This window comes from Pokkaliibacter sp. MBI-7 (genome assembly GCF_029846635.1).
Lineage (GTDB): Bacteria > Pseudomonadota > Gammaproteobacteria > Pseudomonadales > Balneatricaceae > Pokkaliibacter.
The window spans coordinates 2,009,377-2,034,548 of the sequence record NZ_JARVTG010000001.1 but is presented as its reverse complement, the minus strand read 5'-3'; the positions used below and the strand labels follow the sequence as shown (position 1 = coordinate 2,034,548).

Annotated in this window: 22 protein-coding genes; 3 read left to right on the top strand and 19 right to left on the bottom strand. The window is 59.6% G+C overall.

All coding sequences use genetic code 11. From position 1 onward, the window contains the following. Positions 1-93: 93 nt before the first annotated feature. Positions 94-492 (top strand): hypothetical protein, encoded by a 399-nt coding sequence (locus QCD60_RS09050; protein ID WP_279784455.1) that lies wholly within the window; start codon positions 94-96, stop codon positions 490-492. A gap of 58 nt (positions 493-550) precedes the next feature. On the opposite strand, the gene QCD60_RS09045 is transcribed toward QCD60_RS09050, so the two are convergent. From QCD60_RS09045 to gabT, 5 genes are all read right to left on the bottom strand, one after another. Further along, positions 551-946, bottom strand: coding sequence for a T3SS effector HopA1 family protein (locus tag QCD60_RS09045; protein ID WP_279784453.1), 396 nt, complete (start codon positions 944-946; stop codon positions 551-553). Next, positions 888-1,802 (bottom strand): hypothetical protein, encoded by a 915-nt coding sequence (locus QCD60_RS09040; RefSeq protein WP_279784451.1) that lies wholly within the window; start codon positions 1,800-1,802, stop codon positions 888-890. The genes QCD60_RS09045 and QCD60_RS09040 overlap by 59 nt, the downstream gene beginning before the upstream one ends. Positions 1,803-1,883: 81 nt before the next feature. Next, positions 1,884-2,372, bottom strand: a complete 489-nt coding sequence (locus QCD60_RS09035; RefSeq protein ID WP_104156918.1) for an Lrp/AsnC family transcriptional regulator — start codon at positions 2,370-2,372, stop codon at positions 1,884-1,886. Positions 2,373-2,469: 97 nt separating this feature from the next. Further along, the gene (locus QCD60_RS09030) at positions 2,470-3,132 is read right to left on the bottom strand and encodes a hypothetical protein (protein WP_279784448.1); all 663 of its coding nucleotides are present in this window, start codon (positions 3,130-3,132) and stop codon (positions 2,470-2,472) included. A 199-nt stretch (positions 3,133-3,331) separates the two neighbouring features. Continuing rightward, a complete protein-coding gene (gene gabT, locus QCD60_RS09025; protein WP_279784446.1) occupies positions 3,332-4,624 on the bottom strand; it encodes a 4-aminobutyrate--2-oxoglutarate transaminase in 1,293 nt (430 codons plus the stop codon). A gap of 274 nt (positions 4,625-4,898) precedes the next feature. On the opposite strand from gabT, the gene QCD60_RS09020 reads away from it, so the two are divergent. Further along, positions 4,899-5,825, top strand: coding sequence for a glyoxylate/hydroxypyruvate reductase A (locus QCD60_RS09020; RefSeq protein ID WP_279784444.1), 927 nt, complete (start codon positions 4,899-4,901; stop codon positions 5,823-5,825). A gap of 92 nt (positions 5,826-5,917) precedes the next feature. Here the strand turns inward: QCD60_RS09020 and QCD60_RS09015 are convergent, their stop codons facing one another. From QCD60_RS09015 to QCD60_RS08950, 14 genes are all read right to left on the bottom strand, one after another. Continuing rightward, complete coding sequence (locus tag QCD60_RS09015) at positions 5,918-6,334, bottom strand: hypothetical protein (RefSeq protein WP_279784442.1); 417 nt, start codon at positions 6,332-6,334, stop codon at positions 5,918-5,920. Continuing rightward, positions 6,331-7,188 (bottom strand): DUF6402 family protein, encoded by an 858-nt coding sequence (locus QCD60_RS09010; protein WP_279784440.1) that lies wholly within the window; start codon positions 7,186-7,188, stop codon positions 6,331-6,333. The genes QCD60_RS09015 and QCD60_RS09010 overlap by 4 nt, the downstream gene beginning before the upstream one ends. Positions 7,189-7,332: 144 nt before the next feature. Continuing rightward, on the bottom strand, positions 7,333-8,808 hold the full coding sequence (locus QCD60_RS09005; protein ID WP_279784438.1) for an NAD-dependent succinate-semialdehyde dehydrogenase: 1,476 nt from the start codon (positions 8,806-8,808) through the stop codon (positions 7,333-7,335). 103 nt (positions 8,809-8,911) lie between these two features. After that, positions 8,912-10,066, bottom strand: a complete 1,155-nt coding sequence (argE, locus tag QCD60_RS09000) for an acetylornithine deacetylase (RefSeq protein WP_279784436.1) — start codon at positions 10,064-10,066, stop codon at positions 8,912-8,914. After that, on the bottom strand, positions 10,063-11,250 hold the full coding sequence (locus QCD60_RS08995) for an FAD-binding oxidoreductase (protein ID WP_279784434.1): 1,188 nt from the start codon (positions 11,248-11,250) through the stop codon (positions 10,063-10,065). The genes argE and QCD60_RS08995 overlap by 4 nt, the downstream gene beginning before the upstream one ends. After that, the gene (locus tag QCD60_RS08990; RefSeq protein ID WP_279784432.1) at positions 11,247-12,671 is read right to left on the bottom strand and encodes an FAD/NAD(P)-binding oxidoreductase; all 1,425 of its coding nucleotides are present in this window, start codon (positions 12,669-12,671) and stop codon (positions 11,247-11,249) included. Before QCD60_RS08990 ends, QCD60_RS08995 begins: the two co-directional genes overlap by 4 nt. Then, a complete protein-coding gene (locus tag QCD60_RS08985) occupies positions 12,650-12,961 on the bottom strand; it encodes a (2Fe-2S)-binding protein (protein ID WP_104157246.1) in 312 nt (103 codons plus the stop codon). The genes QCD60_RS08990 and QCD60_RS08985 overlap by 22 nt, the downstream gene beginning before the upstream one ends. Before the next feature lie 220 nt (positions 12,962-13,181). Continuing rightward, a complete protein-coding gene (locus QCD60_RS08980; protein WP_279784429.1) occupies positions 13,182-15,047 on the bottom strand; it encodes an ABC transporter ATP-binding protein in 1,866 nt (621 codons plus the stop codon). Positions 15,048-15,058: 11 nt separating this feature from the next. Further along, the gene (locus QCD60_RS08975; RefSeq protein ID WP_279784427.1) at positions 15,059-15,904 is read right to left on the bottom strand and encodes an ABC transporter permease; all 846 of its coding nucleotides are present in this window, start codon (positions 15,902-15,904) and stop codon (positions 15,059-15,061) included. Further along, complete coding sequence (locus tag QCD60_RS08970; protein ID WP_279784425.1) at positions 15,901-16,857, bottom strand: ABC transporter permease; 957 nt, start codon at positions 16,855-16,857, stop codon at positions 15,901-15,903. Before QCD60_RS08970 ends, QCD60_RS08975 begins: the two co-directional genes overlap by 4 nt. A 230-nt stretch (positions 16,858-17,087) precedes the next feature. Continuing rightward, complete coding sequence (locus QCD60_RS08965) at positions 17,088-18,710, bottom strand: ABC transporter substrate-binding protein (protein ID WP_279784423.1); 1,623 nt, start codon at positions 18,708-18,710, stop codon at positions 17,088-17,090. 181 nt (positions 18,711-18,891) lie between these two features. Beyond that, a complete protein-coding gene (locus QCD60_RS08960) occupies positions 18,892-20,166 on the bottom strand; it encodes an FAD-binding oxidoreductase (RefSeq protein ID WP_279784421.1) in 1,275 nt (424 codons plus the stop codon). Between the two features lie 89 nt (positions 20,167-20,255). Beyond that, on the bottom strand, positions 20,256-20,930 hold the full coding sequence (locus tag QCD60_RS08955; protein ID WP_279784419.1) for a haloacid dehalogenase type II: 675 nt from the start codon (positions 20,928-20,930) through the stop codon (positions 20,256-20,258). An 896-nt stretch (positions 20,931-21,826) separates the two neighbouring features. Continuing rightward, positions 21,827-22,543, bottom strand: a complete 717-nt coding sequence (locus QCD60_RS08950) for a hypothetical protein (protein WP_279784417.1) — start codon at positions 22,541-22,543, stop codon at positions 21,827-21,829. 437 nt (positions 22,544-22,980) lie between these two features. Between QCD60_RS08950 and QCD60_RS08945 the strand changes: the two genes are divergently transcribed. Next, positions 22,981-25,134: a ferritin-like domain-containing protein gene (locus tag QCD60_RS08945; protein WP_279784415.1), complete on the top strand. Its 2,154-nt coding sequence runs from the start codon at positions 22,981-22,983 to the stop codon at positions 25,132-25,134. Positions 25,135-25,172 lie beyond the last annotated feature (38 nt).

The following is a 25,172-nucleotide window of genomic DNA, read 5'->3' as shown; positions in this document are numbered from 1 at the left end:
GAGGTGTCGGGGTACGGCGATTAGGCTACAGTGTCGTGCACTGCGCCTGTCGGCGCGGGTGTCACAATTCCCTCAGGGCAAGGAGAAGCTCATATGGCCCGTTCACGTTTTTCTGCATTGCTGATCATTGCCTCTGGCCTGCTGCTGGCCTCCTCGCCGGCAATGGCAGACTGTTCCGGCCCGCCCGCGCGGTCGACCACGGTGGTGGTCAGGCATTGCAGTGTCATTGATCCGGCGCAGGAGCCGCTGCTCATGGACGCATTGCAGCAGTGGCGTGCCGATGACCGTAACAGGGTGCTGCCAAGCTACCGGGGGTTGCAGTTGCAAACCGATCAGGGGCCGGTTTTTGTGGCGGCCAGTCACCAGCTCAGCTGCGGACAGTTTGCCCTCAGCCAACCGGTGCAGATGACCCTTGATTCAGCCTGCTGTGATGGCGACAGCAATCCGCCCTGCTATCTGGGCTACCGCCAGTTTTTCACCCGCTTTGACTGAAAGCGTGAATACCTCCTCTGCGTACCTGCTGTGCAGGCCGCTGCGATTCAGACCACAGCTACGCCGGTAACTTTGAGGTTGCCAGAAAGGCCGGGTTTTCCCGGCTGTAGCCGTGGCGCTCGAAGGCATCCAGCAGTTTCTGCTCCAGCGTCCCCGGCCCTTTGTCCTTGATGGCTTCATGCATGATTTTCGCTCGCGCCATGCCATGGCTGGTGTCATCGCTGGCGGATGACTCCGAATAGTTAAACCCCTGAGACATCGGGTGCATGCCGAGAGTGTGGTGCTCAATAAAGGCCTCGGGCGGTAACAGTGTCTGCAGTTTCTGCGTTATGGCCTCTGCGTTCTCTATATCGGGAGGCAGGTAGATAATCGCCGATTCAGTGCGGCTGCCCTGATCAGACGGCGCGATCAGTTTGCCGCCAGTGTAGGGCGTATGGGCAATCAGATGGGCCATGGCTTTGGGCAAATTCGGGTTTGACATTGATGGTGATACGGGCCAGAGCGCCGCCATCAAGACGGGTTGAGGGTTTCTCGCTGGTCCGCTCCAGACGAATATGACTACCTGCGGCAATATGCGGCAGTTCCCGCGCGGTCTGTTTATAGGGGATATATTCAAAACTGGCATCGGTGTACTGCGACTTGATATGCAGGCGACCATCATAGTGGGCGCTGGCGTTGGCAATAGTCCTGATCATCGCCTGCTGCTGCGGCTTGTCCAGTGGTTGCAGGCCTTTGGGAATGTTATCGGTAATGCGGCGATAGATATCGTTATGATCCAGAACGGAGCGCTTTTTCATCTCCCTGGCCATCTGCTTTGTCAGTGTCTGCAGCGAGCTGCTGGCGTAGCTCGCAGGCGCCTCCGCTGGTTTGGCAGTGTGCCAGCCGCCGGCCAGCTTCTGCGCCAGACCCCCACGGGGTGGGGTGGCATAGGGTGGTGGCGCAGCGCTGGTGCTGGCTTCGGCCGCAGCAGGGCGGCGTTGTGGAGTGGCCCAGCCGGGTATACCCAGTCCGGCGTGTTCAGCGGGGGAGCGCCTGCCATTTAGTACGTCAGCTATGGCCGAGCTGCGTGAACCGAGGGAGCCTGCACTGAGGCGATGGCTGAACAGCTCCTGAGTGGCCTTGAAGAAGCCGATCTTTCCGCTGTCTTGCCGGTTGACCTGATATTCCCCGGAAGGCATCAGTCGTACCTGATACTCATTTCCTCCCACCTTGACCTTGCCACGCAATGCCAGTTCAAACGGGCGGATACTGGCGTTTTTAAGCTCCTCAACACTGGCGAAGGAGGGCGTTTGAGGGTTGATGCGTGGCATGGCTGCGAACACTCCGATCAGTTACACGGCATTATTAAGTGTGCTATCTGACTGAACAGGTTCCGCTTAACGGGGCACCGCTCAGCTGCGCAGCAGCTTCTTCAGCGGCATGTCTTCCTTGATCACCGGTGACTTGATGACGATATAGCTGAAGTATTTGGCCACGCCGATGTTGCGGTCGACGATATCCTCGATCACTTCCTGATAATGCTGGATGTTGCGGGTCAGAAAGCGCACCAGATAGTCATATCCACCGCTGATCAGATGGCACTCCATGACTTCGTCGATCTGGCGGATATTGGCTTCGAATTTGACGAAATCTTCACGCTTGTGACCAGTGAGGGAGACTTCGGTAAAGACCGTGACGAACTCGGTGATTTTCGACAGATTGAGAAAGGCTTTATAGCTGGTGATATAGCCTGCGCTCTCCAGCCGCTTGACCCGCTGCAGGCACGGGCTGGCCGACAGGCCGACGGCATCGGCCAGGCTGACGTTGGTCATCCGGCCGTTTTTCTGCAGCTGGGTCAGGATATTGATATCAATCTTGTCCAGCTTGGTTCCCATGGACATCGGTGCGGCCTCTTACTGCTGTTACCGTCACACTGCACATCGGGCGTTCAGGTAACGCCGTGCAGCATTTTCTGCTGTGTGGTATTCCCAAGCACAATCAGTGCCGTAATGACTCCTGATGCTGAAAAACCAGCTCGGCCAGACTGGAAATCCTCATTGTGGCTTTTGGCTGCTTCTTCATGGTGCTGCCGGGACGCTGCAGCAGGCAGATAGCCGGATAGCTGTTTTTGGCGGCCAGACAGGCATTGGTCACCAGCAGCAGATGGTCGGGATAGACGCCGCGTTCGGTCAGCTGGCGCTTCTCTTCGTCGATGGTCTCGCCGCGGATAATCACTTCTTTGGCACTGACGCCCAGACGCTCGCAGAGCGATGGCACGTCCTCGATCTCGCGGTCACAGCGCACCAGTACCCGGTAGAACTTGCGCAGGTAGAGCAGGGCGCCGGGGGCATCCTCAAACAGCGGCCAGTTCACCACTGCGCGGGCAAAGCGCAGGCTCTCGCGCCAGCTCGGCTGATAACCGTGGCTTTCCATCAGCTGCCGGTAGGCAAAACACAAGCAGCCGGTAAACCCCAGCTCCGGCAGACGTGGCATCAGCTCACCGAACGTGCGGTGATAGTCCGACATCAGTTGCTGGCGGTTGAGGGCATGCTGCGGCAGATTCTGCTGGAACTGCTGCAATGCCGACCAGATGCCCGATTCGTGATCGACCAGCACGCCGTCGCAGTCGATCAGCAGGGCCTGATAATCCGTCAGGTGCATTCAAGGCTCCTTAGCTTGGGGGGTCGCGGCACGGTTAACCCGGAGCAGCTGCCGGTACGGCAACTGAGCTGCCGCTCAGACACGTTCTGCAGTGGCCGGGCTAGTTCGGGCCTGCTTGATAAGCGAGTACCGTCTTTTTGTTCAACAATATGGGCGTTGATGGTGCACGGCATGATCTGCCGTGCCCATTTTGGTGCTGTCAGCCCAGCACCTTGCTGCAGGCGCGCTCCAGCATGGCCAGCGCCTCATTGAGCTGGTCATCGCTGGTTACCAGCGGCGCCAGGAAGCGGATCACATTGCGCTGCACGCCGCATTTGATCACCAGCAGTCCCTGCTCACGGCAGGCATCAATGATCTTTTGCGCGGTGTCGGCATCGGCACTACGGGCCTCATCGGCCTTGATGATTTCCATCGCCAGCATAAAGCCGGTGCCACGCACATCACCGATCTGGGCAAAACGCGACTGCAGGCTCTGCAGACCTTCCTTCAAGCCGTGGCCAAGGCGCTGACCCTGTTGCAGCAGATTGTCCTGTTCAAAGATATCCATCACCGCCAGTGCTGCGGCGCAGGCCAGTGCATTACCGCCATAGGTACCTCCCAGACCACCGGGGGCGGGCGCATCCATGATGGCGGCCTTGCCGACCACACCTGACAGTGGCAGACCGCCGGCCAGACTCTTGGCCACCGTGACCAGATCAGGCTGGATCCCGGCATGCTCGAAGCCAAACATAGTGCCGGTCCGGCCAAAGCCTGCCTGAATTTCATCCACGATCAGCACAATGCCGTGTTCTTCGGTGATCTTGCGCAATGCTTGCAGGAAGGGTGCCGGAGCGGGCAAGAAGCCGCCATCACCCTGTACCGGCTCGACGATAATGGCCGCGACACGGTCAGGAGCGACGTCGGTCTGGAACACCTCCTGCAGAGCGGCCAGCGCTTTTTCCGTGGTCATGCCGCGGTATTCATTGGGATAAGGGGTGTGGAACACTTCCGGGGCGAAGGGGCCGAAGTTCTGTTTGTATGGCTGGCTCATGCCCGTCAGACTGCAGCCCAGCAGGGTGCGGCCGTGGAAACCGCCACGGAAGGAAATCACCGCCGGGCGGTTGGTGTAGCCACGGGCAATCTTCACCGCATTTTCTACTGCTTCCGCGCCGGAAGTGAACAGTGCCGATTTAAAGGCCTCACCTTTACCCACCAGCTGGTTCAGGCGGCGGCAAACCTCGATATAGGGTTCATAGGCGACGACCTGAAAGCAGGCGTGAGAGATACTGGCCAGCTGTGCCTGAACCGCCGCGGTAACTTTAGGATGGTTGTGGCCAACGTTGAGTACGCCGATGCCGCCGACGAAGTCCAGATAGCGGTTGCCGTCGGCATCCCATAATTCAGCCCCTTGCGCTCTGGCAATGGCCAGCGGATGGGCGGTGAGGACGCCACGGGCCGTATGTTGGCTTTTCTGCTCCAGCAGGGCGGCAGTGTGAGGGTGTGATGCAGTCATGACATGCTCCGGGTGAAATGCGTGAGGCATAAATAAGGTGATGACTGTTAGGGTACGGGATCAGCAGAAATGCCTACGCCAAACTTACCGCGTCGCACCACAGGATCGACTGTTGTTGGCAGCTCAAACAGTACAAAGTACCGGCCCGGTGGAATCTGCGTTTTGCCCGCTGACGGGCGGCGAAAGTGCCCCGCAGCAGCGGAAATAACCGCAGAATCTGCGCAGCCCGGCAGGCAAGATAAAAGCCATCCGATCACGTTTTCAGGAATGCGTTATGAGTCTTCTGTACAAGTCCGACCCGGTACGCGGCCAGCGCTGGCAACAGCTGTTTGCCGAGCAGGCACCGGAGATGCGTTTTCATCAGTGGCCTGAGTGCCAGCAGGGTGATGACATTCGCTATCTGGTGGCGTGGGAGCTGCCGGATAATCTGCTGCAGCGTTTCCCCCGGCTGGAGGTACTGTTCGCCGTCTCGGCCGGGGTCGATCAGCTCAATATGGCGGCGGTGCCTGCCCATATCCCGGTAGTGCGGATGCTCGACCCCGGTATCAGCCGGGGCATGGTGGAGTACGCCTGCTTTGCGGTGATGAGCCTGCACCGCGATATGCTGCGCTACCGCCAGCAACAGCAGCAGGGGGTGTGGCAGTCGCACCCGCTGGTGCCGGCCAGCCGTCGCCGCATCGGCGTCATGGGGCTGGGCCAGCAGGGGCAGAATGTACTGAATGCCCTTCAGCCTTTTGGTTTCCCACTGTCGGCCTGGTCACGGCGGCCACATCAGCTGGAAGGAGTGAGCTGTTATGCCGGGGAAGAACAGCTCGGCGACTTTCTGGCACAGAGCGATATTCTGCTCTGCCTGCTGCCGCTGACCCCGGCCACCGAAGGCATTCTCAGTCAGCCGCTGTTTGACCGGCTGCCCAGAGGCGCTGCGCTGATCAATATGGGTCGCGGCGGCCATCTGCAGGAGCAGGATCTGCTGGCCGCCCTGAACAGTGGCCAGCTGTCCGCCGCTGTGCTGGATGTATTACAGCAGGAGCCCGCCAGTGCCGACCATCCGTTCTGGCAGCATCCCCAGATTCTGCTGACGCCGCATATTGCCGCCGCGACCCAGCCCGACAGCGCCTTTGAGGTGCTGCTGGCCAATATACGCCGCTATGAGCGGGGTGAGCCGATGCTGGGTGTGGTGGACCGGGAAGAGGGGTATTGAGAAGGCTTAAAGTGATGTGTATTTGGCTGGTGATTTTTACTCAGTAGTCAGAATGACTGCCGCTGTCCCATAGGGTGCGGCAGTTTCATTGCTTACTTTACGATCTCCATCATGGGTTCAGCGTTGCTGCCATTATTGAGTGGCATTATTTTCCCCTGAACTATCAGCGGGATATTTTTGAAAAATACCCCCGGTTGTGAAAATACATGTATTTCATTGTCTCGTGCAATTTCCCAAAAGGCCGGGCCTATGCCTGATAACTCAACCACGGGAGATGAACCTAAAAGGGTATTGTCGGTGGCTCTGTAGAGTTTCACCCGGCCGGGCGTGATCATATTGATGTTCATGATCCAGTCGAACTTGGAGGGTGAGTAGTACTCCAGCCGATACCCTCCGTCAGGGCTATAAACTGAGAAATCCAGCTGGCTTCGGCTTCCCCAGAGAGTGAAGAAGGAAATAACGAGTATAAAAATCAGCTTTTTCTTGTGATTGAGCATAAAGGTGATCATAGGATCACCTTTATGGGTTGAGGGAGCCTTTTGATTAATACATCGGAATAAATAATAAAGTCCCCACCTTTTTGGTATTTTTTGCGATAGCTTGCAAAGTCATCATTCTGTACGGCGTATCTTTTATGCACATCATATTGATTATCGGCAATTGAGTAAGGGTCTATGGGAATATCCCAGCGCATCTGTGGTGTCATAGATACACCAAGTGGACCCCAATACCCTAAGGGCTGTGATATCCACGCACCATCGTCATTAAAGTCATAGCTATCGCGCAGATAGAAACCCAAAGTATCAATTAACAACTCATATTTTCCCTGCTGGGTGTAACTGACCTCGCCTGATACCGCCAGTTTTAAAATGGCGCGTCCCATGGCGCCGTAAAATTCGTCCAGCGGGTCCCCCAGGTATTGACCCACTTCCCGGACATTGACCTGACAGGTTTTGTCCAGAACGCTTCCTTTTTGTGATAAGTCCCCAAAACGCCACTGCGGTTTGTCAAAGGCACCACCAACGTATGCCCGTTGTATTCCCTCAAGAAGTTCCTGTTTGCGAATCAGGTCTCGTAGACGTTGCAAGCCATTGGGTGAGTTCCACTCCCGTTCCAGTACGGTGCAGGCAAGTTGCACACGGGCAAAGCGTGTCGCCCAGCGCATAGTGATGCTACTTTCATCTACGTATGTCGGAGGTGTGTAGGCATCACCTGTTTTTTGAGCCTTGGATAGCGTATATGCCGGAGCTTTGAACCAGCGCTCCATCAGAGAGGCTGCGACTGGCCAACGCATCATATGGCGCATCGCATCAGGGATACTGGTCAGAGAAAAGCCAGCCTGGGTATGTAGTGCCGTGTTCATGTGCTTGCCTTATCGATCCATTGAATGTGCAGTTTTGCCTACTGCGGACACTGTCACTGTGTCAGGCGCGAACACTATAACGAGGTGTTGCTAATCAAGGCAAACCGCCTCCCTGCGGTTTGCCTGTACCAACATCACTGCCCCTTACAGCCCGCCGATATGCAGGGCCTTTACTTCCAGATATTCATCCAGACCGTACTTCGAGCCTTCGCGGCCCAGCCCCGACTGCTTGATGCCGCCAAAGGGGGCGATATCCATAGAGATAATGCCGGTATTGAGGCCGACCATGCCGAACTCCAGCGCCTCGCCCACCCGCCATGAGCGGCTCATATTCTGGGTGAAGTAGTAGGCGCCGAGGCCGAAAGGCGTGGCGTTGGCGATGGCCAGCGCTTGTTCTTCCGTGCTGAAACGCAGCAGCGGCGCTACCGGGCCGAAGGTCTCTTCCTGAGCCAGCAACATATCGGTATGGCAGCCACCCAGTACGGTGGGCGTCACGTACAGGCTGTCCCCGCTGGGGATCTCGCCGGTCAGCAGGGTCGCGCCCTGACTCAGGGCATCTTCAATATGGCGTTTGACCTTGCTTACCGCTGCCGTGTTGATCAGCGGGCCGATAGTCACACCCGGCTCCATGCCGTGGCCGACCTTGAGTTTGCGCACTTCCTCCACCAGCCGGGCGGCGAAGCGGTCGTAGATACCGTCCTGCACCAGAATGCGGTTGGCGCAGACGCAGGTTTGTCCGGCATTGCGGAACTTACTCAGCATCACCCCGGCTACCGCCTGCTCCAGATCCGCATCGTCAAACACGATAAAGGGCGCGTTGCCGCCCAGTTCCAGACTCATGCGCTTGATGTGGGCGGCGCTCTGCTCCATCAGCAGGCGACCGACGGCGGTGGAGCCGGTAAAGGTAATCTTGCGCACGGTGCCGTTGCCGGTCAGCTCCTGACCGATGGCGGCAGGCTGGCCGGTAATCACGTTGAACACCCCGGCAGGTATGCCGACGCGCTCGGCCAGTACCGCCAGTGCCAGCGCTGACAAGGGCGTCAGGTCAGCCGGTTTGACGATGATCGGGCAGCCTGCGGCCAGTGCCGGCGCGCATTTGCGGGTGATCATGGCGTTGGGGAAGTTCCATGGCGTGATCGCTGCGCAGACCCCCACCGGCTGTTTCAGGGTCAGCAGGCGACGATCATTACTGGGGCAGGGAATGGTTTCGCCGTAACTGCGGCGCGCTTCCTCGGCAAACCATTTGACGAAGCTGGCGCCATAGCGGATCTCACCCTGCGCCTCGGCATAGGGCTTGCCCTGCTCGCTGGTCATGATCAGCGCCAGATCATCGACATTGTCGAGCATGGCCTGATACCAGCGCTCCAGATAGCCCGCCCTTTCGGCAGCCGGTTTGGCTTTCCATGCGGCCCAGCTGGCGTCGGCGGCGGCAATGGCGCGGCGGGTTTCTTCCGCACCGAGATTGGGGATGGTCGCAATACACTGGCCATCTGCCGGGTTGATCACCTCCAGCGTGGCGCCGCTGTCGGCCCCGATCCATTCGCCGTTAACGTAGGCACGGTTGACCAGCAGGCCGGGGTCGTTGAGTTGGGCCAGCAGGGTAGGGCAAAGAAAAGTCATGGTGCACTCCTCAGCGCTTTTCGCGCAAAAAGTGGCCCGTTGCGCCCGGTGACCGCGGCGCAAGGGGGGTAAAAAGAGGGATCAGCGCCACAGGGCGCAGGGCTTAGCTGATGCTGGCGACCACCGCCCGCAACAGGCTGTGGCAGGCCTCCAGCTGGCTCAGCTCGACATACTCATCGGGCTTGTGGGCCTGCTCGATGGAGCCGGGACCGCAGACCACCACCGGTACATCAAAGTGCTCGGCAAACAGCCCGCCTTCGGTGCCAAAGGCGACCTTCAGCTGCCGGGTATCCGGCTTTGCCAGCCCGGCGAGGAAGCGCACCGCCTCCACACTGGGGTGGGTATCCAGCCCCGGATAGGCATTGAGCAGCTGGATGTCGATAGCCGCCTTGCTGTTCGGGCAGTCCGTCAGGGCACGGGCGACGATCTGCTCGGCCTGTTGCTGCAACTGCTCCAGCAGGGTGTCGACGTCATCACCCGGCAGGTGGCGAATCTCGAATTCCATCTCGCAGCGGTTGGGCACGATATTCAGTGCTTTGCCGCCGTCGATGGTGCCGACATGCACGGTGCTGTAAGGCACATCGTAGGCATCGTCCTGCCTGCCACTGTGGCGCAGCTGCTGCTGGCTCTGGCGCAGGGCGCCGACCATATCACTGGCCAGATGGATGGCATTGACCGACAGCGGTGACAGTGAAGAATGTGCCTCCTGCCCGTGGCAGCAGACCTGATAGGACGCCTTGCCTTTGTGGCCGACGGCGAACTGCATACTGGTCGGCTCACCAATGATGCACAGGAAGGGGCGGAGGTCAGGCTGATCAAGGATATCCAGCAGTCGGCGCACGCCGACGCAGCCAATCTCTTCATCATAAGACAGCGCCAGATGCACTGGCCGCTGCAGCGGCTGGTCAGCGGCCTCCAGCATCACCGCGATAGCGACCGCAATAAAGCCTTTCATGTCGCAGCTGCCGCGGCCATAGACCCGGCCATCGCGAACGGTGGCGGCGAACGGCTCGACACTCCAGGCCTGCCCGGCGGCAGGCACCACATCGGTATGCCCCGACAGCAGAATGCCGGGTACCCCTGCCGGGCCGATGCTGGCGAACAGATTGGCCTTCTGGCCACTGTCGTCATGCACCAGGGTGCTGGCGATGCCACGGCTGGCCAGCAGCTCGCGCACATAGTGGATCAGCGCCAGATTGGAGTCGGCGGAGACGGTATTGAAGCCGATCAGGCGGCTGAGAATCTCAACAGGGGTCATACAGCCACGCTCTTGTGCTGATCCGCTGCGGCAAAGCGGCGGATATGGAAGGAGTCGATATGGGTGGAGGTCTGGCCGGTACTCAGCAGTTCGGCCATCACATCGCCGACGCCCGGGCCCAGCTGGAAGCCGGCACCGCAGAAGCCGAAGGCGTAATACAGGCCGTCCACCTGTGAGCTTGGGCCCATGACCGGCAGCGAGTCGGGCAGATAGCTTTCGATCCCTGACCAGCTGCGGATGATATTGATATTGCCCAGTTGCGGAATCACCCGGCGCATCTGCTGCATCTGCAGCTTCATGGCCTGCGGCTCAAAACTGACCCGGCGGCTGACCATGTCTGGGATGGCGCGATGACAGCCACCGATGATGATGTTGCCGCGGGGAATCTGGCGGAAATACACCACTTCCTCTTCCCGTTTGGTGTACACACCGATGACCGTCTTCAGCCGGTAGGGCAGCGGCTCGGTCACGCTCATCTGCGGCCCACGGGGCACCAGCGGTACGGGTTCACCGAACTGGGTGGAAAGCCTGTCACCCCAGGCCCCGGCGGTGATCAGCAGCTGCGCCGAGCGGAATTCACCCTGACCTTCGGTCTGCACCCGGAAGCCGCTGCCGGTTTTCTCCACCTGACTGACGTCTACCCCCTCCAGAATGTCGGCTCCGGCACGGCGGGCGGCGCGGGCAAAGGCCGGGGCGGCCAGACGTGGATTGGCATGGCCATCGTGCGGGGCATAGGAGCCGCCCACCACTTCCGGGCCAAGATAGGGAAAGCGTTCACGCAGGGCCTTGCCGCTCAGTACCTGCAGCGCCAGCTCGCGCGCTTCCGGGGCGGCGGCATAGGCTTCCAGCTCGGCAATCTGTTCAGGCTGATAGCACACCCGCATATGGCCGCTGGGCAGAAATTCCAGATCGTCATCGATCAGTTCCGGCAGCTGGCTCCACAGGGCGCGGGAGCGATTGGCCAGATCCAGCTGGCACAAATAGCGGCCCTGACGGCGGACATTGCCGAAGTTCACGCCACTGGCGTACTGGCCGATCATGTCGCGCTCCAGCAGGATCACCGACAGCCCGCGCTGGCGCAGGAAAAAGGCCGAGGCTGCGCCCATAAAGCCGCCACCGACGATGATCACATCGGCTTCGCGCCGGCTGATCGGGGTGGGCTGGGTGGTGGCCATGATACTCATGACAGCTCCTCCGTAGCGCAGACGGTATCGGCCGCAGGCTCATCGTCGATGGCATAGAGGCTGATGGGTAAGGGTTTAACCGGTGCCTGACCACGCTGGCGGCCGACCTTCTGCAGGGCTTCACCGCTGGCGGCGGCGATCACTTCGGCACCGACATGGGCACAGTAGCGACCCTGACAGCGGCCCATACCGACCCGGCTGAAGGCCTTGGCCCGGTTCACTTCAGCCGTGCCTTTGGCCTGTACGGTACGGCGCAGTTCGCCGGCACTGATCATTTCGCAACGACAGATGATGGTATCGTCGCTGAGCTGGGCAGCATGGCGGGCAGGCCAGGGGAAGGCTTCACTGAGGCCTTCGGCAAAGCGGCTGAGTACCGCCAGCTCGCGCTGCAGTTGCTGCTGACGGGCAGCCAGCTCTGGCGTACCGCGATTGAGATCCTGCAACAGGGCGATAGCGGCCAGTTCACCGGCCCGTTCGGCGGCATCGGCACCGCGAATACGGGCACCGTCGCCGGCGGCATAGACCTGTGGCACGGAAGTGCGACCCAGCTCATCCAGCTGCAGCAGCCACTGGCGGCTCAGCTCATCAAACTGAAAGGCGCAGCCCGCCAGATCGGCCAGCTGAGTCTCCGGGCGCAGGTGATAACCGAGGGCCAGCGCATCACAGCAGATTTCACTGATGCTGCCATCGGCACGGGCAAAGCGGATGGCACTGACGCCATGCTCAGCCGAGCCCAGCACTTCCAGCGGACGGATACCAAAGTGCAGTGACACGCCGTGGCGCAGCAGGTCGGCCAGCAGCAGCGAGCCGCGGGCGGTGACCGGCGCCCGGCTGAGCAGCTTGGGCAGTGCGCTCAGGCGCTTGCTGAAGGCCGAGGTATCGAGCACCGCAGCCACACTGGCACCGGCTTTCAGGTACTGGCTGGCGACCAGATAAAGCAGCGGGCCGCTGCCCATAAACACCACTTCGCGACCAATGGCGACGGCCTGATGCTTGAGGGCAATCTGCGCCCCACCGAGGCTGAAGGTGCCCGCCAGCTGCCAGCCCTGCACCGGCATCACCCGGTCAGTGGCGCCGGTACACAGCAGCAGATGATCAAACTCAAACTCCAGTGGCCGGCCGTGCTGATGGGCATACAGCCGCTGCCCGCTGAGATTCCAGACGCTGGTGTCGGGGTAGTAGTCGAGTTGAGGCCGCAGGCGGTCGAAGCTGTCATGCAGGGCTTTGGCCTTGTCGGCTTCACTGCCGTACAGGGTGCGGTAGTCGCGCTGAAAACCGTCGGGCTGACGGCGATAAATCTGGCCGCCATCACGGCGGTTTTCATCGATCAGGGTCGGGCGCAGGCCATGTCTGACCAGGGTTTCGGCGCAGCGTACCCCGGCAGGTCCGGCCCCGACGATCAGGATTCGTGAACTGGCCATGCTGCCTCCGGTTGATAGGTAAGAATGTCCATGCCGCTGCTGACAGGGGTAGAGCAGGCACGCAGCCGTTCGCCCTGTCGGGTCCATACCCAGCAGTCCTGACAGGCGGCCATCAGGCAGAAACCGGCACGCAGGCCGCTGTCGAATTCCGACTGGCGCAGATGGCGGCTCTGGGTCAGCAGCGCCACCATCAGGGTGTCGCCTTCAAGGGCGTCCACTGGCTGACCATTGACCTGCAGGGTGACCCGCGGGCGGTGCTGTTCGTCCAGCCGGACAAAGCGAGAGATCATGTGTGCAATCCCTATCCCGTAGTGATTTCGTTTACTGCATGTTGCAACGTGTGTAGCTCAACCGGTGCGGTTCACTTCGTTCACCGGCACCCTACCGAGAGTTCATTTTTCGTTATCACCGTAGGGCGCTGGTGAGGGGCGAACCGCACCTTGTGTAGCCCAACCGGTGTGGTTCACTTTGTTCACCAGCCCTACCAAGAGTTCATTTTTCGTTATCGCCCTACCCATTCACCTTATACAGCCGGGGTTCCTGTGCGCTGGGTTGTGCCAGCACCGGCAGGAACGGCAGCATGGCCTCTTCGTCCAGATGACAGAGGGTGACGCTGCCGTTACTCAGGGTCTTGCGCCCCGGTGCGGTGCTGTTGCACAGGCCATTGATGCGTTTCGGGCAGCGGTCGAGGAAGGTGCAGAGTTCGCCGTTGTCTTGATAGTCATCCAGCGCAGGTAGTTCCAGACGGGCCAGATCGCGGTTCTCTTCCAGCCAGCCCTGACGTAGTTCCGGCACCGAGCGCACCAGCAGGTCGGTGTAAGGGTGCGCGGGCGGTTCCAGCAGGGCGGCGGTGCTGCCGGTCTGTACCTGATGGCCCTGGTACATCACTACCACGTCGTCGCACAGGGCGCGCACGCTGGAAATATCGTGACTGATAAACAGGTAGGCCAGCCCCAGCTCCCGGCGCAGATCAGCCAGCAGCTCAAGGATGGCCGCGCCGACCACGGTATCCAGCGCCGATGTCACCTCGTCACAGAGAATCAGATCCGGTTTGGCGGCCAGCGCCCGGGCCAGATTGACCCGTTGTTTCTGGCCGCCTGACAGGGCGCCGGGTTTGCGGTCGATCAGGGTATGCGGCAGCCGCACCTGATCCAGCAGCTCCAGCACCCGCTGGCGCTGGGCTTTGCCGGTCAGGCCGAAGTAGGCCTTGAGCGGACGGCCAAGCAGGGTGCCGACGGTGTGCATGGGGTTGAGAGCGGTATCGGCGTTCTGGAACACCAGCTGGATACGGCGGAACTGCTCGGTGTTGCGCTGTGACAGCTGGCCGGGCAGCTCTTCACCGCGGAATCTGACCTTGCCGCGGGCGGCAGGCAGCAGACCGGCGACCACCCTTGCCAGGGTGGACTTGCCCGAGCCGGACTCGCCGATGATGCCGATGGCCTGACCGGGGTGAAGGTCCAGCTCGATATCTTCCAGAATACGGCTGGCGGGCAGGCCCAGTGCATCGGGTTTACCGTAGCCGGCAATCAGCCCGCGGATGCTCAGCAGCGGCTCCTGTGCTGCAGGAGCACTGGCTACTACCTTGGGTTTGCTGTGCGGATGGGCAGCGCCCAGCAGGCTGCGAGTATAGGCATCTTCGGCATGATGCAGGATGCGGTCGGTACGGTTGTGTTCGCGGATCTCGCCGCCGTTGAGTACCACGATGTGATCGGCCATCTGCGCCACCACGGCCAGATCATGGGAGACATAAACCGCGGTGGCATGGCGGCGTTTGACCGCATCGCGGAAGGTTTGCAGTACTTCCACCTGGGTAGTCACGTCCAGCGCGGTGGTGGGTTCATCAAGAATCACCAGCAGCGGGTCGGCAATCAGGGCCATTGCCGCCATCAGCCGCTGCAGCTGGCCACCGGACACCTGATGAGGGTAGCGCTGACCGATGTGCTCGGGGTCGGGCAGGGCCAGATCGCGGAACAGCTCGATGGCTTTGCGTTCCAGCTCGGCGCGGCTGCCCACACCGTGCAGCAGCGCCGATTCGATCACCTGATCGAGCAGACGCTTGGACGGGTTGAACGCCGCTGCCGCACTCTGGGCAATATAGGCAATGCGATGGCCGCGCCACTGTTGCAGGGTCTTGTCATCAAGGCTGAGCACGTCGGTGCCGTCGACCCAGATTTCACCACCGGCAATACGGCAGCCGTGGCGGGCATAACCGAGCAGCGACAGGGCGATGGTGGTCTTGCCGGAGCCCGACTCACCGATCAGCGCCAGCACTTCGCCCTTGCGCAGCGAGAAGCTGACGTCACGTACGATTTCAATTTCCCCGGCGCCGCCACGAGCGTTCACGCGCAGGTTTCTGACGTGCAGAAGTTCAGTCATACGGCCTCCGGTCAGCGTCCGTTACGGTGAGAAGAAATACGGTCAATCAGCAGGTTGACGCCGACCGTCAGGGTGCCGATGGCCAGTGCCGGGGCGATCAGGGCGGGTGCGCCCTGGCTCAGACCGCCGATGTTTTCCCGCACCAGTGAGCCGAGGTCTGCATCCGGCGGCTGTACGCCCAGCCCGAGGAAGCTCAGGCCACTGAGCAGCAGCACAATAAACACGAAACGCAGGCCCAGATCAGCCAGCACCGGGTTGAACATGTTAGGCAGTATTTCGCGCAGGGCGATATACAGGCGGCCTTCGCCGCGGGTCTGTGCCACCTGCACGTATTCCATGGTGTAGAGGCTGGCGGCCAGACTGTAAGCGATGCGGAACGAGCCGGGGGCATAGCCGATGACTGCAGTGATGATCAGCAACGGTACCGAGCTGCCGAAACCGGCGACGATCACCAGCGCCAGCATCTTGCTGGGGATGGAGATCAGCGCGTCCATCAGGCGGCAGATGCCGTCCTCCAGCCAGCGCGGTGACACTGCCGCGGCCAGTGCGATAAAGGTGCCGACCATTGACGACAGCAGTGCAGCCACCAGTGCCAGTCCCACCGTGTAGCGGGCCGCTACCAGCATACGGCTGAGCATGTCGCGGCCCATGTAGTCAGTGCCAAGCGGGTACTGCGCAGACAGCGGGCCAAAGATGTCATCGGAGACGATCTGACCGACATCATGGGGAGTGAGCCAGGGGCCGATCACCGCCAGCAGCAGCCAGAACAGACAGACAATGGCACCGAGACTGCGCCAGGGGGAGCTGAGCGCTGGCAGCGCCGCTGCACGGGAAGAACGGGATGCGGTACTGCTCATCGGTTTCTCAGCCTCGGGTTGGACAGAATGGCGCTGACATCAGCGATCAGTACCAGCAGCAGATAGCCGCTGCAGAACAGCATGGTGCAGGCCTGTACCAGTGCGATATCACGGTTGGTCACCGCATCCACCATCAGGCTGGCAATGCCGGGATAGTTGAAGATGCTTTCGACGATCACTACTCCGCCGAACAGATACGACAGGCTCAGCGCGATGGCGTTGGCGATGGGGCCGACGGCATTAGGCAGGGCATGAACCAGCGCGATGCGCAGGCTGCCAAGGCCTTTCAGCCGGGCCATCTCGGCGTAACTGCTGTCGAGCTGATCCACCACCGCGGCGCGGGTCATGCGCGCCATCTGGGCGATGATGACAAAGCACAGCGTCATCACCGGCAGGGTGTAGGTACGAATAAATTCCAGCGGGGAGCTGATATCGCTGGCGAACGACAGGGCCGAAAACCAGCGCAGTTTGACGGCAAAAATCAGCACCGCGAGGGTGGCGACCAGAAACTCAGGAACGGCCACCAGGGCCAGTGTCAGGGTGCTCAGGCACTTGTCCATGCGGCCACCGCGACAGATGGCGGCGGTGATGCCCAGCAGCAGCGCAATCGGTACCGAGACCACCGCGGTGACCAGTGCCAGCATCAGGGTGTTACCCAGACGGCCCTGCATCAGTTCGGTGACGGGCATGTTGTTGCTCATGGATTCGCCGAGATTGCCGCTGAGCAGACCGGCGAGCCAGTCCAGATAGCGGACGATGGCGGGTTGATTGAGGCCCAGTTGCTGGCGCAGGGCTTCGATCTGCTCCGGCGTGGCAAACTGGCCGAGGATCTGCTGGGCGGAGTCGCCGGGCAGAATGGCGGTAATGGCAAAGATCACCATGGAGACGATCAGCAGGGTCAGGACAGCGGCCGCCAGCCGTCTGCCGATCAACCACAAAATATGAGTGCTCATCTGTTCTCCCATCCAGCTTGTTATTGTCAGCGTGTTATCGATAGTGCGGCTCACGGTAGCCTCCGCACACCAGACCGCGTCACAGGCTGGTCTGTTATTGTCGGTACTCCCCCTGTTGATGGGCATCCTGCCCGGGGTGCCGGTACGCTGCTCTGCAGCGGCGTGCTCACCGGAGCGGCAGCTGACTGCCCGCTCCGGTGATCTGGCGTCCTGCCGTCAGTGGCCGGTGATCAGGCGTCCAGCCATACCTGTTCGGCAAACATGTAGCCCATGAAGCCGCCCAGCGGGTTGGTGCCGTAACCTTTGACGCGCGAATCAACACCGTCGATGTTGCTGATAAATACCGGGATACCGATACCGCAGTGGTCATGCACCAGCGTCTGCATTTCGGCATACATCTGGCCGCGTTTGGCATCGTCGGTCTCGGCACGGGCCTGAATCAGCAGCTGGTCGAAACGGTCATTTTTCCAGCCCGATTCATTCCAGGGCGCGGTGGACTGGAAGAACTGCGAGAAGATGATGTCGGCGTTGGGACGTGGGTTGATGTTGCCGAAGCTCAGCGGGTGCTTCATCCAGTGGTTAGACCAGTAACCGTCAGAAGGCATGCGCTTGACGTCGAGGTTCAGCCCGGCTTTCTTGGCGGACTGCTGCAATAACACGGCCATATCCACCGAGCTGGTGGCCGCTTCCGAAGCGATCACCGGAATCCTGGCACCGGCCAGCCCGGCTTTATTGAGCAGGAATTTGGCCTTGTCAGGATCGTAAGTGGTCTGCTTCAGGTCAGCATTGAAGAAGCGTGAACCGGGCGCGATGGGGGTATCGTTACCGACCACGGCAAAGCCACGGAATACCGCGCTCTTGATCTGCTCGCGGTCGAGCAGCAGTTTCATCGCCTGAGTGAAGTCGTCACTCTGGCCGGGCATCTGGTCACGCCGGATGATCAGGTCGGTATAGTTGCCGGACGGTGCGTCGACGAAGTGGTGGCCGGCACTGGCTTCGATGCGTTTGGTCGAGCGCGGGTCGACGTTGTTGATCAGCTGGACTTCACCGGCCAGCAGGGCGTTAACGCGGGACGCTTCGTCAGGAATGGCGATGAATTCGATCTGATCCAGATAGGGCAGGCCGGGTTTCCAGTAGTTTTCATTGCGCACGGCAACCGAACGCACGCCGGGCTTGAATTCCTGCACCTTGAACGGGCCGGTACCGTTACCCTTGTTGAAGTCGGTAGTGCCTTCGGCCACGATCAGCATGTGCGATACCGCCAGAATCGACGGCAGTTCGGCATTGGGGCCGCTGAGGGTGATGGTCACTTCGAGGGGGCCGGTGGCCTTGATGTCCTGCATCTGCTCGGCCAGTTTCATCACTTTGGAGCCGACCGCCGCATCTTTGTGACGGTTGAGCGAGAACACCACGTCGGCAGCGGTCAGAGGCTTGCCATCATGGAACGTGACACCGCTGCGCAGGGTGATCACCCAGGTGGTGGCGTCCTTGGATTCCATGCTTTCGGCCAGTTCCATTTTAGGTGTCAGCTGGCTGTCGAAACGGGTCAGGCCGTTATAGAACATGTAATGACGGGTGTAATCGGTGGACAGGGCGCCTTTGGCGGGGTCCAGTGTATCCGCAGTGGAGCTGGAAACGCCGGCCACACGGATGCTGCCACCGCGTTTGCCCACTGGCGCGGTGCTTTCACCGGCGGCCAGCACGCTGGAAGAACCAAACAGACTGCCTGCACCGGCGGCCATCACCCCCGCCGCACCCAGCATGCGCAACGCATCACGGCGTGATACGCCACGGTGCATGGCCTCGAATACCCTTACACTCTCTTCTCCGGAAATCAGCTTCTTATCTGTCATTACTGCGCTTCCTGTCGGTTTTTGGGAAAGGCGCTAGCGAGGTGCGTTACTGGCACCGGCAGGCCGCCATTCCGGGTTTAGTTGGCCATGCGTCGGGCACGGCAATCAGGTTAGGGTTTCGGGCATGCAGCAGGTGGCTTGCTACGAGGTTGTCAGGCTCCCGTGCAGTCAGTCGTTGTAATCAGTGCAAGTGGTCCTGCAGCCGGTAGTAGGCACCGACCAGCGGCAGGAACCAGGGTTTGCCGAAATGGCCGGGAATCGCCGGCCAGTTCAGTTCGCGCCAGGGGTTGGCGGCAGCATTGCCGCCCATCACCTCGGCCATGACCTGACCCATATGGGTCGACATCTGCACCCCATGGCCGCTGTAGCCCATGGAGTAGTAGATGCCTTCGTGCTCACCGGCGCGTGGCAGGCGGTCGGCGGTCATGTCGACCAGCCCGCCCCAGCAATAGGCAGGTCGCACTCCTGCCAGTTGCGGGAACATCTCTGTCATGGCCTTTTTCAGTACGTCGCCACTGAGGGCGTCGGAACGGGGATTGGACATGGCAAAGCGGGCGCGTCCGCCAAACAGCAGACGGTTATCGCCGGTGAGGCGGAAGTAGTTACCGATGATGCGGCTGGTGACATAGGAGCGTTGCATCGGCAACAGCGACTGCAGGCGTTCCGCCGCCATCGGCTCGGTGACGATGATAAAGCTGCCGACCGGCGCGATGCGGCGGCGGTACCAGTTCAGCGGGCCGACCTGGCTGGCGCCGGTGGCCATCAGCAGCTGGCGGGCCTGAATCTGGCCACGGGCGGTTTCCACCCGATAGCCCCCGGCCTGCTTCTGCCAGCCGGTGACGGCGGCATTTTCGTAGATCAGCGCGCCGTGACGCACGGCCGCCTCGGCCAGACCCACACCAAACTTGCCGACGTGCATCTGGATACCGTGGCGTTGCAGCAGCCCGGCATAGAACTGATCGGACTGCACCTCACGGCGCACCTCGTCCTGTGACAGCATGGCCACATCGGCATCCACTTCCCTGCGGATCAGCTCATAGGTTTTTTCCATCCCCGCCACGTGCTGTGGCTTGGCGGCCAGCTTGAGCTTGCCGTTACGGCTGAAGTCACAGGCGATCTGTTCCTGTTCGATGATCTGCTGTACCGACGTCACCGCATCGGCATAGGCCTGATAAAACGCCCGCGCCTGATCCACCCCACGGCTGGCGGCCATGGCCCCGAAATCCTGGGCAATACCGGTGTTGCACTGACCGCCATTGCGGCCTGAAGCCTCACCGATCACCTGCCCGGCTTCCAGCACCACCACACTGGCCCCCTTCATCGCCAGCGCGCGGGCCGCCGACAGGCCGGTCAGACCGCCGCCGACAACCACGACATCCACCTGACCTTCGACCGCACCGCGCTGTGCGGAGGTAAAGGTTGGCGCCGTATCGAGCCAGTAGGATTCGCTGCTCATGGGGGTTCCTTCAATGCCTGAGGTGAATAGCTGAGAGACGCGGTGCCGGGCAGGGAGGCAGGCGAGTCTGCCTCCCTGCCGCTGCGGCGTTATTCCAGACCGACCAGACCTGCCAGACCGCCGATATCGGGAATCTGGTGGTATTCGTAGATGCTGTTGGCAGGCTGTTCGTGGCCGCGGGCAACGAAGGCCTTGTTCTTGATGCCCATGTCGTGGGCGGAGAACAGGTCGTAACGGAAGCTGGAGGAGACGTGCAGTACGTCTTCAGGACCACAGCCGAGGTTATCCAGCATGTACTCGAAAGCGGCCAGACGGGGCTTGTAGGCCTGTGCCTGCTGGGCAGTGAAGACCTTGTAGAAAGGCGCGCCCAGTTTGTCGACGTTGGACATGATCTGGTCATCGCAGGCGTTGGAGAAAATGACCAGCGGGATTTCTTTGGCGACTTTGGCCAGACCGGCAGGCACGTCTGCATGAGGGCCCCAGGTGGGCACGGCGTCGTAGTACAGCTGGCCTTCTTCGTCCTTGTAGGCGATACCCCAGCGTTTGCAGGTGCGTTCCAGCGCGGTTTTCACTACTTCTTCGTAGGGCTTCCAGGCGCCCAGTACTTCGTCCAGACGGTAGCTGCCGAAATCCTTGACGAACAGCGGCATCTGCTCGGCGCTGATGCGGTCAGCAAACAGCTCACGGGTCATGGCGGCCATCTGAAAGTTGGTCAGGGTGCCGTAGCAGTCGAAGGTGATGTATTTGGGACGAATGATACTCATGGTGCAATCCAATCCTGTTGGTCGTCGGGCGATGGATCTGAGTCCAGCACACCCTGCCGTGGTCTGAGTGCCTGCCTTCCGGCCCGTGAAAGCCGGGCACAAAATGCAGTAGCGGCGCTGCAGGGCAGATACCGTGCTGGCTTGATGAAGTCATTACAGCACAGGGAAATCAGCATAAGACGTTTAAACAAGGGGTGTGAAAACACAAAAGCACTTTTTTAGCAGGGTTCACAGCAGAGTCTGCGGCGTGCTTCAGCGGTGCGCATCTGGGTGTTTTTTGCACTGTTTTGATTCGTGATTGCCCTGCAGACCGCATGATTAGTGGATATGCGAGCGTTCGCTGGATAACCGGGCCGCAGCCGGGTGGCCACCAGAGCCATCCCGGCAGCAGGGAATGCTGTGATCTGGCCGTTAAGGCAGCAGAAAATGCTTGTGGCGGGGCAGGGGGAGATCACTGGGGCATTGCCCGCAGCACCGGTGCAGTGCTGTGGTCTGATAGGGGCCGTTGCGTGGGGTGGTGAGGTTGACCGCACCTTAACAGGCTCTCTACGTGATGGCGGGCAGAGAAAATGATTGAGCTGACTGACGCCAGCTCAAGTCTTGAGCGATAAACCCGAATAGACTTACCAGTTGATAATTGCGTTTGCTTTCTGAATTCGCGAGTTGAAAGTTGAATTTATTTTTCAGAGTTGCGTAGCAGGTGTTTTAATTTCTTTACACCCCAGAAATAGCCTGCTATTGCCAGCGTAATATAGAGTACAGATATTGTTGCTAATGCATAGGCAGGTAAAGTGAGGTCAAATATGACCACGATGCCTATTAAAAGGACTGCACAGTAAATAATCTCCAGAAGCTCACCAATGAATAAATACTTCGTGAGTAGCCTGAGTATGTTTTTATTTATCATTGTCGTTAGATTTTTTGCTATAGGTGTCGGAAATTATTTTGGCTAAACGAGCCTGATTGGTATTGGCGAACTCAATCGTGCTGATGTATTCGTGCATGGGCTTTTCAACTAAAAAGTACAGCAGCTGCAGGTTGCCGGCCACGTGCAGTTTGCTGAATAGCTCAGGGCACTTTTTCCTTAGACGGAGTGCTGCGTGAGATGAACGTTGCATCACCCCTTGCAGCATCAGCAAGCCTATTGGGATGCCTACTCCCGTTGCTGATGCCGCAGCAGATACACCCAGCTTTTTAGCCATCTGTTTGTAGGCTGTTGTAGTCGCAATGACCGTACATATCTTTAACGCAATGGTTTTTGCCAGTTTTTGCCCTATTAGCATTCTTCCAGCCATATACCCAGCACCGACGCCAGCTTTTGATGCGAGTTGCTGCAGGATCTCTTCTGGAAATTTAGAGTAGTACTCTTCAAGAATGTTGTAGATACATTTATATAAAGGATTCCTTTCGTCACTAATGCTTGTGCGAGCAAAGTCGATAAGAATATTCTTCATCGCACTATTTTCATATCCTATTTCTGCCGAGCGGCCATCCTTTCCAAGTCCCCAACCTTCGCCAGTTCTCTCTGCACCCAAAACAATATCTTCACCTACTGAATATATTCCGTTGCCTAATGCAGTCGCTATATTTATAGCCTCTTCGCTAAATGACATTCCATTTCCTTTTGGTTTTCAGAGGGGCGTACTATTTACTTGTATGCATATTGGGAAGTCAATATTTGTGAAATATATTGAAATTTATTATATGTATTACTTTGATAGCCCTGATCATCTCAGGGATAGCTCCGAAAATTGCACTACCTGAACACCAGTATTATTAAAATCAGTGTGTTGTGGGCTGCTTTTCTACAGCGTTAAAACTCATCGTGGTCTAAATCGTTTCAGCCTGTTCCTTTTTATAATCACAGTCTATAGTTCCACTTGGCTGTTAACTGACAGCCATGCTGGATAAGACGGATCTGAATAAAAACAACCACTTTCCGCTCCCGTCGTGCCTGTACCGGCAATCATTACGTCGTACTGAATACCAAAACGAACACAATAACGGATAACCCGATAACACCTGATCTGGCTTGTAATGGGAGAATTCCATGGATTTTCGACGTCTGGCGGCTTTTCACGTAGAGCACAACGCGGCTATCTCCAATCGCAGCATTACCCATCTGGCGGCAGACATGAATGCTGTCCACTGTCTGGCACAGGCCGCAGTGAATGTGGAGCTGTTCACCATTCCGCTGTATATGACCACCATGTATTCCATTCAGGGGATGCACCGCATCACCGAAAAGGCCCAGCCGGGGCAGACGGGTTTGTACTACGGCCGCAGCTGGCCGGGCATCAGCCCCACCCCTAATCCGCAGACCGCCAATCAGCAGGCCTGCAACCTCTACTTCAGCGTATTCATTCAGGAAATGCTGCACCTGCAGATGGCGGCCAATATCTGCAGTGCCCTCGGCAACAGCTATCAGTCATCGGCCAGTGGCCCGGTGCTGATGGCGCGGCACCCCAACTTCAACTCACCCCTGCTGATGGATAAGAACAATGGCTGGACCTGCTATGGCCCGACCAATACCGCCATCCCCCATATTCTCGATGTGACCGATCTGGACGATCCGGTGTACAGCAACGTCAAGGTGGCGCTGAATGAGCTGAACGACAACGCCATCAATCTGGCGCTGCTGATCGAAGAGCCGTCCGATGTATTGTCCAGCCGCATCAAGGTCACTGCGCGCGGTAAATATATCGCGACCAAACCCGGTGGCGTGCTGGGCGGCGTGCCCTTTGCCAGCTGGACCGCTACCTCGACGGAAGCCGAGCTGCCGCTGTTCGGCACCATCGCCACCATGTATGAGTGTCTGGCGGCCTACCTCAATATCACCTACGACGTCAGCGGGGCGGATCAGGCGCTGCTGACGGCGCTGGGCCAGCAGAATCTGGTCAAGGGGTCGACCGTCAGCCTGTTTGAGGTGTTGTTTAATGCCTCGTCACAGCAGCGCGATCTGTTCAATACCGAAGGGCAGGGCCATCCTCTGGCGGAGTTCCCACGCATGAAGACGGTGGTGGATGCCAAAACCGCGGATCAGGCCAAACAGCAGATCTTCCAGCTGATGAACGCCATTACCGATCAGGGCGAAGGGGCCACCATGAAGGTCGACCCCACGCCGATTATGCCCAAGGGGCTGCTCGGCGCGCCGGTACAGCAGAACTATCAGCCCAACTATCAGGCGCTGAAGGAAGACTATGTGCAGTACGACGAAGCAGGTCAGCCGCTGCCGGTGTCGGCCAGCGCTCATGCCCGCTTCTTTGGCGGTGTGGTGGATCACTATGACCGTTTCCAGCAGGTGAAAGGCCTGCTGGGCTCAGGTGAAATCACCACCTGGGTGGACTGGCATAATGCCGGCAACCTCTGGCAGGCCGATCTGCTGCAGACCGCCGACTATGCCAGTAACCCCAATAAAGCCACGCTGCCCAGCGCGGACGCCGTCGCCCAGGCACTGAATAACCTCAAGGCCGGTGGCGAGCCCAACTTTACCGAGATGAGCCGGGTTGCTGCCGGTGCCATTGCCGGTATTACCACGGTGCTGAATCAGTACTGGACGTTGGACAATGTCGACTTTCCCTTCCCTTCGATGTCGGGCTCCGGTGACCGTGTGTCCATCTGCTGGGCGGTATTCGGGCAGGCGCCTGATCTGAGTCTGGGCGAATACGCACGCCTGCCGGGCTCGCAGCGTGATTATCTCTACCACGCCTGTCAGGGTATGGCATTTCAGCCGGTCCCCGGTGAGGTGGCCAATGCCTGTGCCTCCAAAGAAGTGTTCCACACCTGCCGCGGCTCCAATGCCTGTAAAGGTGAAGGTGGCTGTGGCTTTGTGCAGAAGACCGGCGGAGGAGGCGCAGGTTGCCGCGCACTTGCTGCCACACCCGGCAGCACGCAGGCGGGCTGTGGCGCACCCACGCTGTATTCACCCCCGGCAGATAATGCCTGCGGTGCACTGGGGGGCTGTGCTGTGCCCATCTCTGCCTCGCAGCTGTACCCGGACAGTGGCCTGATGGCGCTTTATGACCTGCAGCCCAATCAGTCGCCGGAACGGGTCGCCAATGAGGGGGTAACCTTCAGCCGCGGTCAGCTGGTGCACGATGTGGCCTGGGAGGCTTACTCCAAAGTGCTGCAAAGTCAGGGCAAGCAGCCCGGTGACAAGCCTCAGCCATCGGATCTGCGTCTGGCGTTCCCGCCGTCGACCTGATCCGTACCTGAGCGGTCGTGGTGTGTGGCAGGGTGCTG

What these genes read in the sequence shown, in the direction of transcription:
- QCD60_RS09050 (WP_279784455.1), top strand. Translation starts at nt 94, where the DNA reads ATGGCCCGTTCACGTTTTTCTGCATTGCTGATCATTGCCTCTGGCCTG.
- QCD60_RS09045 (WP_279784453.1), bottom strand. Translation starts at nt 946, where the DNA reads ATGGCCCATCTGATTGCCCATACGCCCTACACTGGCGGCAAACTGATC.
- QCD60_RS09040 (WP_279784451.1), bottom strand. Translation starts at nt 1,802, where the DNA reads ATGCCACGCATCAACCCTCAAACGCCCTCCTTCGCCAGTGTTGAGGAG.
- QCD60_RS09035 (WP_104156918.1), bottom strand. Translation starts at nt 2,372, where the DNA reads ATGTCCATGGGAACCAAGCTGGACAAGATTGATATCAATATCCTGACC.
- QCD60_RS09030 (WP_279784448.1), bottom strand. Translation starts at nt 3,132, where the DNA reads ATGCACCTGACGGATTATCAGGCCCTGCTGATCGACTGCGACGGCGTG.
- gabT (WP_279784446.1), bottom strand. Translation starts at nt 4,624, where the DNA reads ATGACTGCATCACACCCTCACACTGCCGCCCTGCTGGAGCAGAAAAGC.
- QCD60_RS09020 (WP_279784444.1), top strand. Translation starts at nt 4,899, where the DNA reads ATGAGTCTTCTGTACAAGTCCGACCCGGTACGCGGCCAGCGCTGGCAA.
- QCD60_RS09015 (WP_279784442.1), bottom strand. Translation starts at nt 6,334, where the DNA reads ATGATCACCTTTATGCTCAATCACAAGAAAAAGCTGATTTTTATACTC.
- QCD60_RS09010 (WP_279784440.1), bottom strand. Translation starts at nt 7,188, where the DNA reads ATGAACACGGCACTACATACCCAGGCTGGCTTTTCTCTGACCAGTATC.
- QCD60_RS09005 (WP_279784438.1), bottom strand. Translation starts at nt 8,808, where the DNA reads ATGACTTTTCTTTGCCCTACCCTGCTGGCCCAACTCAACGACCCCGGC.
- argE (WP_279784436.1), bottom strand. Translation starts at nt 10,066, where the DNA reads ATGACCCCTGTTGAGATTCTCAGCCGCCTGATCGGCTTCAATACCGTC.
- QCD60_RS08995 (WP_279784434.1), bottom strand. Translation starts at nt 11,250, where the DNA reads ATGAGTATCATGGCCACCACCCAGCCCACCCCGATCAGCCGGCGCGAA.
- QCD60_RS08990 (WP_279784432.1), bottom strand. Translation starts at nt 12,671, where the DNA reads ATGGCCAGTTCACGAATCCTGATCGTCGGGGCCGGACCTGCCGGGGTA.
- QCD60_RS08985 (WP_104157246.1), bottom strand. Translation starts at nt 12,961, where the DNA reads ATGATCTCTCGCTTTGTCCGGCTGGACGAACAGCACCGCCCGCGGGTC.
- QCD60_RS08980 (WP_279784429.1), bottom strand. Translation starts at nt 15,047, where the DNA reads ATGACTGAACTTCTGCACGTCAGAAACCTGCGCGTGAACGCTCGTGGC.
- QCD60_RS08975 (WP_279784427.1), bottom strand. Translation starts at nt 15,904, where the DNA reads ATGAGCAGTACCGCATCCCGTTCTTCCCGTGCAGCGGCGCTGCCAGCG.
- QCD60_RS08970 (WP_279784425.1), bottom strand. Translation starts at nt 16,857, where the DNA reads ATGAGCACTCATATTTTGTGGTTGATCGGCAGACGGCTGGCGGCCGCT.
- QCD60_RS08965 (WP_279784423.1), bottom strand. Translation starts at nt 18,710, where the DNA reads ATGACAGATAAGAAGCTGATTTCCGGAGAAGAGAGTGTAAGGGTATTC.
- QCD60_RS08960 (WP_279784421.1), bottom strand. Translation starts at nt 20,166, where the DNA reads ATGAGCAGCGAATCCTACTGGCTCGATACGGCGCCAACCTTTACCTCC.
- QCD60_RS08955 (WP_279784419.1), bottom strand. Translation starts at nt 20,930, where the DNA reads ATGAGTATCATTCGTCCCAAATACATCACCTTCGACTGCTACGGCACC.
- QCD60_RS08950 (WP_279784417.1), bottom strand. Translation starts at nt 22,543, where the DNA reads ATGTCATTTAGCGAAGAGGCTATAAATATAGCGACTGCATTAGGCAAC.
- QCD60_RS08945 (WP_279784415.1), top strand. Translation starts at nt 22,981, where the DNA reads ATGGATTTTCGACGTCTGGCGGCTTTTCACGTAGAGCACAACGCGGCT.